Origin of the sequence: Chitinophaga sp. CCNWYY40, from assembly GCF_037483205.1 — a bacterium.
Classification (GTDB): domain Bacteria; phylum Bacteroidota; class Bacteroidia; order Chitinophagales; family Chitinophagaceae; genus Chitinophaga; species Chitinophaga ginsengisegetis.
Window position 1 is genome coordinate 1 of record NZ_JBBHLF010000003.1, and the last position, 16,539, is coordinate 16,539.

At 45.7% G+C, this 16,539-nt stretch carries 12 protein-coding genes; 6 read left to right on the plus strand and 6 right to left on the minus strand.

Annotation, left to right across the window (positions count from 1 at the left end; translation table 11 throughout):
* Positions 1-292: 292 nt before the first annotated feature.
* From V7S65_RS10640 to V7S65_RS10660, 5 genes are all read right to left on the minus strand, one after another.
* Entirely contained in the window at positions 293-1,711 is a 1,419-nt protein-coding gene (locus V7S65_RS10640; RefSeq protein WP_336387141.1) for an efflux transporter outer membrane subunit, read from the minus strand.
* Positions 1,712-1,752: 41 nt separating this feature from the next.
* Positions 1,753-4,917, minus strand: coding sequence for an efflux RND transporter permease subunit (locus V7S65_RS10645; protein WP_336387140.1), 3,165 nt, complete (start codon positions 4,915-4,917; stop codon positions 1,753-1,755).
* A 134-nt stretch (positions 4,918-5,051) separates the two neighbouring features.
* Positions 5,052-6,245: an efflux RND transporter periplasmic adaptor subunit gene (locus V7S65_RS10650; protein WP_336387139.1), complete on the minus strand. Its 1,194-nt coding sequence runs from the start codon at positions 6,243-6,245 to the stop codon at positions 5,052-5,054.
* A 343-nt stretch (positions 6,246-6,588) separates the two neighbouring features.
* Positions 6,589-7,473 (minus strand): helix-turn-helix domain-containing protein, encoded by an 885-nt coding sequence (locus tag V7S65_RS10655; protein ID WP_079473401.1) that lies wholly within the window; start codon positions 7,471-7,473, stop codon positions 6,589-6,591.
* 104 nt (positions 7,474-7,577) lie between these two features.
* On the minus strand, positions 7,578-9,698 hold the full coding sequence (locus V7S65_RS10660; protein WP_079473400.1) for an endonuclease MutS2: 2,121 nt from the start codon (positions 9,696-9,698) through the stop codon (positions 7,578-7,580).
* A 432-nt stretch (positions 9,699-10,130) separates the two neighbouring features.
* Between V7S65_RS10660 and msrA the strand changes: the two genes are divergently transcribed.
* The 4 genes from msrA (at position 10,131) to ygiD (ending at position 12,764) form a co-directional block, all read left to right on the plus strand.
* A complete protein-coding gene (gene msrA / locus V7S65_RS10665; RefSeq protein WP_310009564.1) occupies positions 10,131-10,778 on the plus strand; it encodes a peptide-methionine (S)-S-oxide reductase MsrA in 648 nt (215 codons plus the stop codon).
* Between the two features lie 235 nt (positions 10,779-11,013).
* The gene (locus V7S65_RS10670; protein WP_079473399.1) at positions 11,014-11,433 is read left to right on the plus strand and encodes a hypothetical protein; all 420 of its coding nucleotides are present in this window, start codon (positions 11,014-11,016) and stop codon (positions 11,431-11,433) included.
* 57 nt (positions 11,434-11,490) lie between these two features.
* On the plus strand, positions 11,491-11,901 hold the full coding sequence (locus V7S65_RS10675; RefSeq protein WP_079473398.1) for an Rrf2 family transcriptional regulator: 411 nt from the start codon (positions 11,491-11,493) through the stop codon (positions 11,899-11,901).
* Positions 11,902-11,942: 41 nt separating this feature from the next.
* On the plus strand, positions 11,943-12,764 hold the full coding sequence (gene ygiD, locus V7S65_RS10680; protein ID WP_336387138.1) for a 4,5-DOPA dioxygenase extradiol: 822 nt from the start codon (positions 11,943-11,945) through the stop codon (positions 12,762-12,764).
* 20 nt (positions 12,765-12,784) lie between these two features.
* Here ygiD and V7S65_RS10685 read toward each other — a convergent pair whose 3' ends face one another.
* Positions 12,785-13,759 carry a TolB family protein gene (locus tag V7S65_RS10685; RefSeq protein WP_336387137.1) on the minus strand — a complete coding sequence of 325 codons (975 nt, stop codon included), beginning with the start codon at positions 13,757-13,759 and terminating at the stop codon, positions 12,785-12,787.
* Between the two features lie 212 nt (positions 13,760-13,971).
* Between V7S65_RS10685 and V7S65_RS10690 the strand changes: the two genes are divergently transcribed.
* Positions 13,972-15,891 (plus strand): ATP-binding protein, encoded by a 1,920-nt coding sequence (locus tag V7S65_RS10690; RefSeq protein ID WP_336387136.1) that lies wholly within the window; start codon positions 13,972-13,974, stop codon positions 15,889-15,891.
* Positions 15,878-16,510 carry a response regulator transcription factor gene (locus V7S65_RS10695; RefSeq protein ID WP_336387135.1) on the plus strand — a complete coding sequence of 211 codons (633 nt, stop codon included), beginning with the start codon at positions 15,878-15,880 and terminating at the stop codon, positions 16,508-16,510. The genes V7S65_RS10690 and V7S65_RS10695 overlap by 14 nt, the downstream gene beginning before the upstream one ends.
* Positions 16,511-16,539 lie beyond the last annotated feature (29 nt).

A 16,539-nucleotide genomic window follows, 5' to 3' on the forward strand; every position in this document is an offset into this window, starting at 1 on the left:
GGATTCGAACCCCGGGACCTGTTACAGTCAACAGTTTTCAAGACTGCCGCAATCGACCGCTCTGCCAACTCTCCAGGGACGCAAAAGTATAAAAGAAATTGAAAATAAAAAAAAATTCGTGGATTATTTTTAAAACCAGCCAGCAGCAAGGGTTCCCGAAATAAAAATCCCGGCTTACAACACGTAAACCGGGACGATATGATGAAAATGACGGACCTAAGCGATCTGTTTCTTGTAATGATTCTAAAAGCTCTGCTGATGGTCTTTCGCTTTGATCCGTCATTTGCTGCGACTATTTCCAGCCACCGCCCAGGGAGCGGTACAGGTCTACCATCGCGCTGAGGCGCTGGCGGTCTATGTCGGCCTGGGCCAGTTCGGCCTGCAGGGAACGCGACTGTGCAGTGATTACTTCGAGGTAGTTAGCCATACCACTGCGGAACAGCAGTTGGGCCTGTTGTACGGCCAGCTGGGAAGTATTTACCTGGCGAACCGCAATTTCCTGCTGCACCTTTACTTTGTCCAGCTTTACCAATGCATCACTTACCTCTCCTACTGCTATGAGGGCCGATTGTTTAAATTGGATCACGGCCTGTTCACGCTGGATTTTAGCTACTTCCAGTTGCGTTTTTAACTGACGGCGCTGGAAGATAGGCTGTGCCACGCTTCCAGCCACTGTACCAAACAGGGAAGCAGGAAGATTAAACCAGTTGCTGGCTTTGAAGGCATTCAATCCACCGCTGCCGGTGATGGTGAGCGTAGGATACATGCTACCCTGCGCCACGCCTACCTGTGCGTTAGCGGCTACCAGTCCCATTTCGCTGGCGCGTACATCCGGGCGGCGGCTGATCATGGCGGCGGGAATACCTGCCGGCAATGATTCCGTTACCTGGAAGTCGCTCAGTTTACTGCTACGTGTAATCGTTGACGGTAGCTCACCGGTTAAAATGCGCAACGCATTTTCCTGGATGGCAATACCTTGTTCCAGCTGTGGTATCAGCAGTTCCGCAGTTTGCTGCTGCGAAATGGCCTGTTGTACACCCAGCTCGGTTACTTCACCGGCGTTTTTCTGCAGGCGGATCATCTTTACGATGGTGTCGCTGAGTGCCAGGTTTCTGCGGGCCACACTGAGCTGGTTGTCCAGCATCAGCAGGTTGAAGTAACTGTTGGCTATTGCTGCTACCAGCCCGGTTTGCACGGCGTGCTCACCTTCGTATGATTGCAGATAGCTGGCCAGTGCAGCTTCTTTCTGACGTTTTATCTTACCCCAGATATCAATTTCCCACGACATACCTACACCGATGTTAAAATCTTCGATATGGTCGCCGAGGTTATTAACAGAAAGGTTCAATCCATTGAAACTATTCTTGGAAGGGAAGTTGGTACTACCCGATGCAGTAGCCGTAAAAGCCGGTAACCAGGCTACTTTGGCTTGTTTCAGATAGGCCTGTGCCGTTTCTACTTTTTTCACCGCCAGCTGCAGATCATAGTTGCCGGTGAGGGCCTGGCTGATCAGCTGCTGTAAAGTGGAATCTGTAAAAAATTTCTTCCATTCTATTTCTGCTATACTGCTGGTGTCTGAAGGAGCAGTGTCATTATTGAACTGCTGTGGCAGCGCCACCGGGGGCCGCTCGTAATTGCGTCCTACCCGGCAAGCTGCTAATCCTACAACTAAGGACAACAGAATTAAAAATGAGCTATAACTTGTTTTCATTTGTCTTTTTTCTGATTCTGATAATAGATAATGATGATCTTTTAGTGTACCAGCTTTGCTTCATGTCCTTCTTCCAGTTCCACTATCGGCTTGCGGCTGATTTTCTCTTGCAGGAACTGGAAAATTACAAACAGCACAGGTATGATGAATACCCCCAGGACCACCCCGGTAAGCATACCACCTACAGTACTCCAACCGATCGAATGATTTCCTTTGGCAGATGCACCTTGTGTAAAGATTAATGGCAACATACCAACAATAAAGGCAAAGGAAGTCATCAATATTGGACGAAGACGAAGCTGGGCTGCTTCCAAAGCCGCATCAACAAGCTTATAACCCGCTCTTCGCCGTTGTATGGCAAACTCCACGATCAGGATCGCATTTTTTGCCAATAATCCTATCAACATGATCATACCTATTTGTACGTAGATATTGCCTTCTATGCCGCTAAGGCCAATGAAACTATATACGCCTAATATACCCGTAGGTACGGTAAGGATTACTGCCAGTGGCAGGATATAGCTTTCATACTGTGCAGCCAGCAGGAAGAATACGAACAATACACTCAATAAAAACACGAACGCAGTTTGGTTCCCTGCTCTTATCTCTTCCCTGGTAATACCTGTAAACTCATAGGCATATCCTTGTGGCAATGCCTTTTTCGATACTTCTCCGATGGCTGTAATTACATCACCGGTACTGTAACCTGGCTTAGGTGTAGCATTAATGGTAACAGCACTATACAGGTTGTTTCGTGTAACCGTTTCCGGGCCATATACACGTGTGAATTTGGCCACTGTACTTACCGGTACCATCGTACCCAGGTTGTTCTTTACGTAAATAGCATCCAACGAACTTTTATCCATCCGGTATGAAACATCGGCCTGCGCCATTACGCGGCTATATTTCCCGAAGCGGTTAAAGTCTGAAACGAAACTACTACCATAATATGTTTGCAGCGTATTCAACAAATCACCAACAGATACACCCAATTGTTTCACTTTTATATCATCTATATCAATGGTGTATTGTGGATTACCCGTATTAAAAGTAGTGAACGCACTTGCCACTTCCGGCCGCTGACTTAATGCACCAATAAAACCCCATGCCGTTCCCGCTAATTTCTCCAGCGATCCGTTTGTTCTGTCCTGCAACATCATTTCTACCCCGCTCACATTACCGAAACCCTGTATTGTTGGAAAACCAACAAAGAAAGTTAAGGCATCATGTACTTGCATTGATTTGCCTAACAAACCGCCGGCAATAGCAGTAGGGTCTTTTACAGCACCTCTCTCCTTACGATCTTTTAACCGCACAAATATCGCAGCATTAGGGGAAGCATTCGCATTTGTTACGAAGTTCATCCCATTTGCAGCCCATACATCGCTCACGCCCTCATCTTTCATCGTAATTTTACTGATCTGGCTCGTTGCATTCTCCGTTCTGCTAAGTGAACTACCGGGAGGTGTTTGGGTAATACCAACTACAAATCCCTGATCCTCATCCGGAATAAACCCGGTAGGTGTTGTTTTGATCAGCAAAACTGTAGCAACCACCACAAGCAATAATCCGGTAATGGCCACCCATCTGTTCTTCAGCAGGAATTTGATGCTCCGTATATATCTTGCCGTCATTGCATTAAAAGCGGTATTAAACGCATGGAAGAAGCGGGCACCAAAACCTTTTTTCTCTCCACCTTCGCCTATATGCTGATTCTTTAAGAATAAAGCACACAACGCCGGGCTTAGCGTTAACGCATTCACCGCAGAAATAACGATAGCAATGGCCAGTGTAAAGGCGAATTGTTTATAGAATACGCCTGCAGGACCTTGTACAAAGCTCACTGGTACAAACACTGCTGCCATTACCAATGTGATCGAAACAATCGCACCGGATATCTCACTCATCGTTTTAACTGTTGCCTCTCTTGCCGGTAAATGCTCACGTTCCATCGTTGAGTGTACGGCCTCTACCACCACAATCGCATCATCCACCACAATACCAATGGCCAGTACCAATGCGAACAATGTAAGCAGGTTAATACTAAAGCCGAATAACTGTAAGAAGAAGAAGGTACCTATAATCGAAACAGGAACGGCAATTACCGGGATCAATGTAGAGCGCAGATCTTGCAGGAAAACGAAAACCACGATGGCCACCAGGATGAACGCAATGATCAGTGTTTCTTTTACCTGGTCGATAGATGCATCCAAAAACTCCTTCGAGTTGTACATGATCTTAAACTTCATACCATCGGGTAACGCCTTTTCAAATTCTCCAATCTGGCGTTCCAGTTCGGTAAGAATTTCATTGGCATTGGACCCCGGTGTCTGCACAATACCAAAACCAGTAGCCGGTTTGCCATCAAGCAAATTCGAGGCAGTATAAGTATAGCCTCCAAGTTCAACCCTGGCCAAATCTTTAAGGCGAAGAACAGAACCATCGTTATTTGCCTTAATCACCATGTTTTCATACTCTTCAGGCTTGTTCGACTTTCCCTTGTACTTAATAATATACTCAAAAGATTCTTTACTACTTTGTCCCAAACGCCCTGGTGCAGCTTCTACGTTCTGATCTTTGATCGCATTCATCACCTCTGTTGTAGAAAGATTATTAGCAACAAGCCTGTCCGGTTTCAACCAGATACGCATCGAATAATCCTTTGAACCAAATGGCTGTACCTGTGCTACCCCTGGTATACGTTGTAACTGAGGGATGATATTAATTCTTGCATAGTTATTTAAGAACAGTTCGTTATACTTAACGCTGTCCTCGCTGTATATCGCCACAAACATCAGGAAGCTGCTCTGTACTTTCTGTGTAGAAAGCCCGGCTTGCAATACTTCGGGAGGCAGCTGGCTATTGGCCTTAGATACGCGGTTTTGTACGTTTACCGCCGCAATATCTGGATCCGTTCCTTGTCTAAAAAAAACTGTCAGGACGTAGCTACCATCGTTATTGGAATTGGAGGTCATGTACGTCATGTTCTCCACACCATTTACCGATTCTTCTATCGGGGTAGCAACTGTACGGGCTATCACCTCCCCGTTGGCGCCAGGGTAATTGGCGATAACCTGTACAGATGGCGGCGCAATCTCAGGAAATAAAGCCGTGGGCAGGGAAAATAAAGACAACCCTCCCAGTATAACCAATATGATAGAAATAACCGTTGATAACACCGGCCTTTCAATAAATCGTTTTAACATAAATAACAATTATGGGTTGCGGTATGTCCGCACGAGCACAAACAGTGCATGTGTATAACAACACTGCCTGCGTCGCAATTTGAATAATGTTTTGTGTAAACGTTCTTAACACTGGCGTGTTTTCACGCTTAATTTTAAAGTAGTGGCTTTGCTTTCAACAAGCTATCTGTAGATACCATCTGTGGCTGAATAACAACACCATCTTTTAAACCGCCCATCATCATGGTAGATTGAGAAGATAATACAATTTTCTCTCCTTCTTTTACGCCACCAGTAACAAAATAATAGTTAGACGTTTTGCCAGAAATGGTGAGTGGTTTTGTAACGATTTTATTACTATCGGCCACGGTATAAACGAACACTTTGTCTTGCAGTTCAAATGTGGCTTCCTGGGGAATTACCAGTGCAGAAGCATGTAAAGTAGGTATTCTTACTTTACCGGTACTACCACTTCTAAGTACTCCCTGTGCATTAGGAAAGCTGGCACGTAAACTAATTGCACCAATAGTTTTGTCAAACTGCCCTTCCACTATTTCAACTTTTCCTTTTTCAGGATAAACACTGCCATCTGCCAGGATTAATTCTACTGCCGGCATTCCTTTTACTTTTTCAGCAATACTATTACCTGGATATTTTTCCTTGAATTTGAGGAAATCGGTTTCACTCAAAGAGAAATAAACACGCATATCCTTTACTTCAGAAATAGTAGTCAATGCGCCTGCCATTCCCCTGCTAACAAGGCTTCCTGTTTTAAAAGGAATACTGCCTACATAACCATCGCTGGGTGCGCTAATATTTGTGAACCCAAGATTGATACGGGCGGTTTCTACCTGGGCCTGTGCCTGGGCAACATTAGCTTTCGCTGAATTGTAACTTGCTTCGGCCGATTTTAATTGAACATCCGATACCACATTATTACTAAGTAACGGTTTCAATTTATCAACGTTGATTTGTGCATTCTCTAATGCCGCTGTTGCAGCTTGTAAATTTGCAGTGGCATTGTTGAGTTGTTCTACATAAGGTCTTCTGTCGATCGTGAAAAGTGTTTGACCTTTTCTAACGTAAGCACCCTCATCTACTGAAATATTCGTTAGATAGCCGTCTACCTGTGGTCTTATTTCGACATCACGGGTTCCTTCTACCGAAGCAGAGAAATCCTGAAATGTTGTAGCAGGCAATGTAACTGCTTTAATTACAGGTAAAGATGCTGGTGGCGGTGCTTCATTCTTTGCCTGCGATGTGCTGCAGGCAGACAGTACCGAAAGAACAAAAAAACTATAAAGTAAGCCTGCTGGCAATGTGGTTAATGTTGATTTCAATGGTTTCATACTACTTTGTTTTAAACGACTAACAATAAAAATCCCCGGTACGATCAAGGCCAATAAACAGCAGCCTTGCTTCGCAGCAATCAATATAGTGACAGCAATCGGGTTGTGAAATACATGTAGGTAGTCCCGCAACACTCAGACACCTATAACGTTACAGCACATTATACGTCTGAGCACAGCAATTTGTTACTACTGTAAAAAAGAAATTGAAGGTTTGCGGTCGGCCGCTAAAAAATTCTCATCGGTTTTCAAAATTTAGAATGATGCACGGGCGACATCATTATTTTAAACACAATGCAAAAATAGATATTTAAAGTTAACGGACGTTTAAATTATTACGGGTTTAATTGTACTTTTCACGGATACTCTTTTGAAACGATGCAGGAGTGAATCCGGAATGCTTCTTAAAGAAACGGTTAAAATAGGCATCATCTTCAAAATTCAACTGCGCCGCAATCTGCTTAATGGAGTGCTCCCCCCAGTACAGCAGGCGTTTTGCCTCCATAATCCGTTTCTCGTCAATAATAAATTTGGCATTCCTTCCCAGCAACGCCTTCACCGTGTCATTTAAATGTCCCGGTGAAACGTACAACATTTCCGCATAATCCGAAACCTGTGCTTTCTCATGAAAATGCTGGTCTACCAGCATCTTAAACTGCCGCGCCATATTATATTGCGAACTCTCTGCATTCATCCAGTTACCGGAAGGTTCAGAAATACGTCCGCACGCAATAACAAAAGCATTCAGCAGGTTACGGATGATAGCATCCTTGCGCAGTTTGTCGCCGTTATACTCTTTCCTGATCAAATCTGCATAAGACAATACTTCCTCCAGCTGCTCCTGATTCAGCGGAATCATACCGGAACTGAATACACAGCGCCAGCAACTCACCACTCCCTGCATTTCGGGCACCAGGAAGTCGTTGGTGAAGTAAAGGTTAATGAGTTCCGCATCGGGATCCATCTCATGCTGATGCACCTGGTTAGGTTCCATCAGCATGAGCGCCGGCGCTTCCATCTCGTATTTCTTAAAATCAATAATCTGCGTTATGCGACCCTTGATCAATATATCTATACTATATCCATTATGACGATGCGGTATGTTCAGATCACCTGCGCACTCATAACCATTCCACTCCCCCATGAAAAAATTGGCCCCTTCTGCGTAATCGCAGTTATAAACCTGTACATCCGAATTCCGTGTTACAACACGTTCTAATACTTCCATATTGGTTTAATACTTTATCGGGTAAATGATTTTTTGAATTAATTATTAAAGGTAGATGATTAAGTTTTGTTACACCATCTATACAGGTATAGATATTATATATATCATTTCCCCTCCTCTACCTTTTCGGCAGGTTTTTCCTGCACCAGCACAAGATCACTCAGTTTCACATTGATAGGAATGTTACCAATTTTTACAATGGCACGCTTATCACGGATCTCCAGCACTTTACCAACCTGCCTGTTGGTAACTATTTTCACCTGGGTGCCTACCTCAATCTGGCCCTTGATCTCCTCAAATTTGTCCTGTACCTTTTTATTGAGCTGTTCGGTATGCTGTTTCTCCCGGCGGCGGAACAAAAGAATCTCTGCCTGCTTCATTACTTTCTCCTTATCATCGGCCCTCTTCCACTCTATCACGATCTGCTTCAGCTTCCGCTCCATATCTTTCAGGTACTGCAGGTCATCTTCCTTGATCTGGTTCTGTAATTTCAGCAAAGTATACTGTTGCTGCTTGCGTTCTTTGTCGGCCAGTACTTCATATTCCTTCTTCAAACGCTCGTTTTCCTTCAGTAATTTCTGCAGCTCCTTTTCTTTGCTTTCTACTTTCTGCAGATCCTGTTCGGCTTTGTTCAGCAGCTTATCCAGCTGGAAATGCCCCTCATCCACCAGCTTCTTGGCGCGCGCAATGAGCGACGGGTTCAGCCCGATCCGCTCCGCAATGGAGAAAGTATACGAGCTGCCGGGTTTCCCCACCATCAGCTTATACATGGGCATCAGGGTTTGTTCATCGAAGCCCATTGCCCCGTTAACGATCCCTTTTACCTTGTTGGCCATCACTTTCAGGTTCAGATAGTGCGTGGTAACTACACCATAGGCGTGTTTCTTGGCCAGTTCCTCCATGATCACTTCCGCAAAAGCGCCGCCCAGGTTGGGGTCCGACCCGCTTCCCAGTTCATCTATAAAGAAAAGCGTTCTGCCGTTGGCATTTTCCATGAAATATTTCATGTTTTTGAGATGGGAACTGTACGTACTCAGCTCAAACTCCAGCGATTGCGTATCCCCGATATGGATCATCAGTTGTTTGAAGATCCCGATCTGGGAAGATGGATGTACCGGCACCAGCAGCCCGGATTGCAGCATCAGCTGAATAAGCCCGATGGTTTTCAGGGTCACCGTTTTACCCCCGGCATTGGGTCCGCTGATCACAAGGATATGCGCGTCTTTATCCAGGTTAATGCTTACCGGGATGGTAGGCTTCTGGTTTTTCCGGTTATAAAGCAGCAATAGCGGGTGATACGCCTGTATGAGGTTCAGCTGTGCATGCGGCAGCAGCATGGGGTAGTTCGCATCCATATCCAGCGCCAGTTTGGCTTTTGCCCGGATAAAATCGAACGTGCCCAGTATTTCATGATAGCCGTTCAGCAAAAAGGAAAACCCGCTTAATGCGGCCGTCATGGCTTTGAGAATGCGGTATACCTCGCGTCCTTCCTCTCTTTCGAGGGACTGGATATCATTATTCAGTTCTATGGTTTCTTCCGGTTCCAGGAAGGAAGTCTTCCGTGTATCGGATTCACCATGAATAATACCCTTTACCATGCGTTTATTCTCCGCATAAATGGCTACTACCCTGCGGCCGTTGAGGAAAGCCTCTTCCTGGTCGGCCAGGTAGTTGAGCTTTTGCAGCTTCTGCAGGATACGGTCAAACACGCGGCGCAGCTCTGTACGTTTGCGGTACAGCGAAATACGGATCCGGGCCAGCTCCGGGGAAGCATTGTCCCTTACCTGTCCCAGTTCATCCAGCACTTCATCAATGGTAGCGGTGATCTTTTTTTCGTAATGGGTTTCTTTGATCACTTCATACAATGCGGAGTACTGGGCACGGCGGTCGTGATCAAAGAACCGGACGATGCTGTGCATGCTTTCTGCCAGTTTACGCAGCAGCATGGCCTGTTCCCCGGTGAGTACGGCGCCTTCGATAGACAGCAGGCGCAGTTCCCTTTTGAGGTTCAGGATGAAATCGTTCGGGAAATTTTCCTGTAACAGGGTGAGTTGTTTATATTCATGTGCCTGTTGCAGGGCAGTTTTTACGTAATCTATATGCGTGTGCAGGCGGAGTGCTGCGGCCATTTCCTTGCCGAGCTCTGTTTTGCAATGCTCTTGCAGCAATGCCTGTACTTTGTCGAATTCCAACTGCATTAACGCAGATTCAGGAAAATATTTCAAGTGTTAATTTATTTAAAGTAAGAAGGCACCAACAATCAGGTATTGTTCGTGTCTGCGTAAAAGGTTTACGTTCAAGTGCGCGTAAAAGCGCTGCCAACATGGTGGCGGAGAAAGCTGATCCGGGAAAATTATTAATTCTTGTTCATCTTTGTTGTCATTATGCTATCAAACGTTATCCGGCAATTCCGGCTTATACTATCGGTTCCTGCTGCTGCTGACGTATGCTTTTGGGAGGTTTTCAGGGCGCTCCTGGGTTCCTGGAAACTGCAAAAGAATGTTAAAGTTACTTAACTTGTCGGTCTCCTCCATCATATATTACGTAAATTATAGAAAGGAATGTCACTTTAAAGATGCCGAGAATGGCTGCAATCCCTTAACAGCATTACGTTCCCGACATATAAAAAAAAGCTGCATCCTTGAAATTTTTATTTTATGAGAAAATATTCAATATTCATTTGCCTGATTGCAATGGCGTTTTCCGCCTGTGCCCAGCAAAAAAAAGACAAAGTGCCTGGAGATATGGAAGTAACCAATAAGGAAAAAACGGCTACCGCCACCTTTGGAGGCGGCTGCTTCTGGTGTACAGAAGCGCAATTTCAGTACCTGGACGGTGTAACAAAAGTAGAATCCGGCTATGCCGGCGGTGATGTACCCAATCCCACCTACGAACAGGTATGTACCGGTACTACCGGCCATGCGGAAGTGATCCGCGTCACCTACGACACGGCAAAGATCAGCTATGAAGAACTGCTGCAGGCGTTCTGGCTGAGCCACGACCCTACCCAGCTGAACAGGCAGGGCAACGACGTAGGTACCCAGTACCGCAGCGTAATCTTCTATAATAACGAGGCCCAGAAAGAGAAAGCGGAGTTTTATAAGAAGAAACTGCAGGAATCCGGCGCGTACGACAAACCTATTGTGACAGAAATTGCACCGCTCACCACCTTTTATGAGGCGGAAGATTACCACCAGAACTATTATAACCAGAACGGATCACAGCCGTATTGCACTTTTGTGATCAAACCCAAACTGGAAAAGTTCAAAAAAGCGTTTGCAGGGCACCTGAAAAAGCAACTTTAAGGGACGATAGTGCATGGGGAGTGCATCAATAGTGCATCAATAGTGCATGAGGAGTGCATGCTAACAGTATACATAGTGCATGGATAGTGCAATGCCTATCCATGTCCTATGTATCCCAGAGGCATCCGGGAAGTATTAACCTTACATCGGCAACCTCCCCCCTCCTGCATTTATCGCTGAAACCTAAAAAACTTTTATTAACTTATGCAGCAGTTAATAAAAAGTTCCACCATTAATGAGCACTGTACAAGTATGTCCCTGGTGTGGGAGCACGGATCTTATCCGTACCATACCGGAAAAAGACCCATTTCACGTACTGTTTATCTGCCAAAACTGTCAAAAGGTAGTTAACGATCAAACAACCCCGGAAAACCGGAAAAACGCCGTTTCTAAACGTACCATCGAGGAAAAAGCCATACAACTGAGCATGCATTCCGGGAAATTGCACGCCGTTAAATACTACCTCACAGAAATGAACAAGCTCCCCGGCACCAATATTGGCCTGCTGGAAGCCAAAGAAGCCGTGGAAGCCCTCATCGGCGCCCGCGGAGTGGCCAGTGCAGTGAAACAGCCCAGCCGGAATGGTTGTGTTATTGCCCTTATCGTATTGGTGCTCATCATTGCCAGCGTGGTTTACTTCTACACCCACAGATAAATTTTTCCATTCTCCCCTATTATTGTATTTTTGTACTGTAATAAAGTCGATTACAGAATGAACAACGGAAGATTTCCCATATCACTGCATATCCTCACGCTGATGGCCAGCGCGGAAGGGGAACTGTTGTCGTCCGACTTTATTGCCGGCAGCATCAACATCAACCCGGTACTGGTACGCAAGGAAATCAGCAACCTCCGCAACCATGGGCTCATAGAAAGTAAAGAAGGTAAAAACGGAGGCGCCACCCTGGCTAAACCGGCCGACAAGATCCGGCTCTCAGAAGTATACCACGCCGTACAACAGGCTTCCCTGCTGGGAAATAGCAAAAATAAGCCCAACCCCGACTGCCTCGTAGGGAAACAGATCAACCAGCATCTGGACAACCTCTACCAGGAAATTGAGGGCGCACTGCTGCATAAACTGGACAAAACAAGCCTGGCGGACTTCTTACGCCAGTTCGCATAAATTTTATCATTAAAGGCAATGCTGCCATCAGGAGGAATAGCATGCAACTCAGCGATCTCAGGAATATTACCGGCGAATTCAACAACAGCGCCCGCATGCCCGTGATGTTTATCGGGCACGGCAACCCCATGAACGGTATCATGGACAATCCTTTTACACGTGCCCTCAGCAGTATGGGGCGGGATTTACCCCAGAAGCCCAGCGCTATCCTGGTAATATCCGCCCACTGGCTCACCAAAGGCACCCACGTACTGGTAGCCCCTCAACCGGAAACCATCCACGACTTCGGCGGATTCCCGGAAGCACTGTATGCAGTACAATACCCCGCACCCGGCGCACCGGAACTGGCACGGGAAACCAAACAACTCATCACTTCCACCAATGTCATAGAAGATGACCACTGGGGCCTGGATCACGGCTCATGGACGGTACTGAAACACATGTACCCGATGGCTGATATCCCGGTATTCCAGCTGAGCATCGATTATCACCAGCCACCGGAATACCATTTCAAACTGGCAGCAGAACTGAAAGCCTTACGGGATAAAGGCGTGCTCATTATGGGCAGCGGTAACATTGTACATAATCTCCGGCAGGTGGTGTTTACGGATAACGCCAAACCATTCGACTGGGCCATTGCCTTCGACGAAACCGTTAAACAAAAACTGGAACAGGGCGCCTTCACCGACCTGGTAAATTATCATACCCTCGGCAGGGACGCACAATTGTCCATCCCTACCAATGATCACTATCTCCCCATGATCTATACACTGGGACTGGTAAATAAAAACGAGGAAATAAAGTTTACCTACGAAGAAATACAGAACGGAAGTATCAGCATGCGGTGTTTTAAAACCGCTTAATATTATACGGAGCGTGTCTGTTACCGCCAAACAAAATCACCCACTATGGCTACGCCAAGTCCCCTGGAATCAGGGCTGGCCCCCTTTACCGTGGGGTGTATAACCCGGTTATCTTCGCCTGGATACACTTTGTAAACCTGCCCATCAGCAGGAATCAGGCAAAGATGAGGGGCTGTTGTACCACTGCCGGGAACGCCCGCCCGCGAATTGGCCTTCATGGCTATATACCTGCTATCGGGGGAAAAAGAGGGCGCCACCTCCTGCTGGGTGCTCTGCGTGACCTGGTGCAGATCACTGCCATCAGCATTCATCAACCAGATATGACCATTGAGGCTCATCGCTATTTTTTGCCCGTCGGGACTGGCAACAGCATCCCCCTTCCAGTCAGAAAAAGAAATGTCTTTGATTTTAAAGGCACGGCTGAAATCAACGGATGTGCGATACAGGCTGCTGTTCTTTTTAAACAGTATAGAACCATCCGGAGCCCAGTTAATGGGGTCTAAGTATTCAAAAGTATGATCAGCTCCGTACCCGGCAATACTTTTGAGCACATTACCTGCCATATCAAGGATGACAAGTCCCTCCCGGAGTGTTGGACGCAAAGCCAGTTTAGTACCATCGGGAGAAATACAAGGCAGCCCGCCATGATTATCAGCGGGTTCATAGCTAACCTCTTTAAGCGTGGAGCCATCACCCGTATTGAAAATGATATATTTGGTCTCATCATAGGATACATCTACCTGCTTTACTCCCTTTTTTCCATCCCAGCTAATATCCCAGCCGGCATCTAACCAATTTTTCATCACCAGTGATAATTCCCCGGTGGACATATCAATTTTTGTAATCCCTTCGGTGCCCTGTTTGATAAAGATAGCCCCGGGACCATAGTTGTAAGAACCGTTGTCTCCACCAGGACCCTGCTGGTCATCTTTCTTACAGGCATTGAGCAGCATCATTGCAACGAGGACCGGAAGTAGTAATATTCTTGTTTTCATATACGCTAATTAAATGGGGAATGGCATTGCTAAATTGCAATGAAATGCAGCTCAAAACAATCCGTAAAATCCTTCATTTTTCTTCTCCATGAAAACCCTTAGATGAAATCAGGCTAAACCGGTATTGCCCCCAACACCAATAACCCCGATTTTTGGGTTATTAAAAAAATAGGTAGCTTACTATCATTATTTGTTAATGCCTTGTCGACCGGATGAAGAAAACCTGTTTACTTACCATCTTTCTGTTTAGCACCCTGGGTACATATGCGCAGTTTGGAAGCCTTGTAGACAGTTTGCTACGCTCAATCCAGGCAGCAAGGACTGATACTGCAAAGGCCATTTTGCTTTATGAGCTGGGGGACCAATGGTCTGTTTCAGATACTGGCAGAGCAGCTGCTTACATCCGGGAAGGGCTCCGGCGGTCCGGAAAATTTCCCTTTTACCAGGGGGTAGGTTTCTTTTATCTGGGCAGGGCTTATATGGATACAGATGGAAATAAAGCAATCATCGCCTTTGATAAAGCCCTTGACTATCTTCATAAATACCAGACAACGGAATCCTATCGGTTACAAAGCCGGACATGGGCCAACAAGGCCGTTATTGCACAACGCAACAACGATAACAAACAATACCTGGATATTTTTCTGAACCATGCTATTCCTTTGGCCGCCAAAGCAAGAGATAGTATACGTGTTGCAGAAGGGTACACCAACATTGCCCTTCCTTTTATGAATTATGAAGAGTATGATAAAGCCATTTTTTATTTTCATAAATCAATAGAAATATTTCGCAGACACGCCCCCTTAGATCCGCGGCAGGCAGATAACTTCACCAATCTCGCAAATATCTATATACACAGGCAGATGCTTCCAGAGGCTAAAACAAGCCTTGACAGTGCTTTCGCTATTCTTGAAAAAGACCCCCATTCTCTTTATTTTCCCTATTACTATACAACAGAAGGTATGTATTACAGGGCAAAGGAAGACTGGAAAAAGGCAGAAAACAGCCTGGAAAAAGGATTGGTCATTGCTGAAAAAATCAAGAGCAGGTTTGATATCCGTTCACTGCTTTTTCAAAAAGCAAAACTATACAATAGTAAACACGACCTTTTAGCCTCCAGGAATGTATTGTTGAAAATTTATAACGAAGGCTATGCAGAGATAGATAGCGATAAAAGGAATATTTTACAGGAGCTTGCCTTTGTTGAAGCAGAACTCGGAAATATGGGAGCAGCCTATCGATGGCAGACGATGTACAGTGAATTATCAGACAGCTTTTATAAAAAACAGTCCAGTCTTCAGATCGCAGATCTGGAAGGCAGGTATAATTACGTGCAAAAAGAAAAAGAATTGTTGAAAGCCAACAACAAAGAGAGAAAGCAACGGATGATCATGTGGGGAAGTATTGGTGGTATGTTGCTTACCGGCGGTTTGTTCTATTACTTATTCCGGCTCCGGAAAGATAAGGCTGAACAGGAGCTGGTGTACGTGAAACAGCAACAACAGATAGCGGTGGCCCAGGCATTGCTTGAAGGAGAAGAAAAAGAACGGACCCGTTTGGCAAGGGACCTGCACGATGGCCTGGGAGGTATGCTGGCCGGCGTAAAAATTAATCTGACAAGCGCGCTTCAGGATACTCCTTCTGCTGAAATGAACAGGGTAATCGCACAACTGGATAACTCGGTGACTGAACTGCGGCGCATTGCACGGAACATGATGCCGGAAGCATTGTTGCGCTCCGGGTTGGAATCAGCACTGGCTGAGTTATGCCAATCCTGCCATACCGATCGGCTTCATGTTTATTCCAGTTTTCTCAACATAAAAGCCGGAATGCCAAAGCAAATTGAGATTATTATTTACCGTATTGTGCAGGAACTGCTTGCCAATGTAGTGAGGCACGCGGAAGCTACAGAAGCTTTTGTGCAATGCAGTCAGGACGGGAATACTTTCTACATAACAACAGAAGACAATGGTAAAGGTTTTGATCAGGCAAGCGGAAAATCCTCCAAAGGGTTGGGACTGGGAAATATCCGGAGCCGGGTGGAATTTTTAAAAGGGAAACTGGACATTTATACAAAAGCCGGGAAAGGCACAATTGTAAATATAGAATTGCCAACAGATGAAAGAGCATAAGCTTTCCATTATTATCGTAGAAGATCACTCCATCGTTGTTGAGGGGTTGAGCAGCATCCTGCGAAACGAGGAAAGGATGAACCTGAAAGGAAGCTTTTCAAATGCTGAAGATGCCTTACAATTCCTGGCGTCCAATACAACTGATGTAGTACTGCTTGATATCGGGCTTCCGGAAATGCCGGGTACGAAAGTTTGCCGCATCATAAAAAACCAGTACCGGTCAACAAAGGTGATCGCACTTACCAATCACACAGAAAAAAGCGTAATACAGGAAATGCTGGAAAATGGCGCCGATGGCTACCTGTTAAAAAATACCTCAAAGCAGGACCTTGTCAATGCGATTTTCCAGGTGATGAACAATACGTTCATCATGCAGGCAGAGCTGCAAAAAGTGCTTTTTGCACCAGCAGCTATGAAGGAGAGCGTACCGCGGCTTACCACAAGGGAAAAGGAAATCCTGCTGCTTGTGAGCGAAGGCGCCACCACAGCTGTCATTTCCAGGCAGCTTTTTATAAGTACCCAAACAGTGGAAACGCACCGGAGGAACCTGATGCAAAAATTTGAAGTAAACAATTCTGCGGCGCTGATCCGCAAGGCAACAGAAAAAGGCTTGTTATAAAGTCTACTCCTTATTAATTTTGCCAGCTG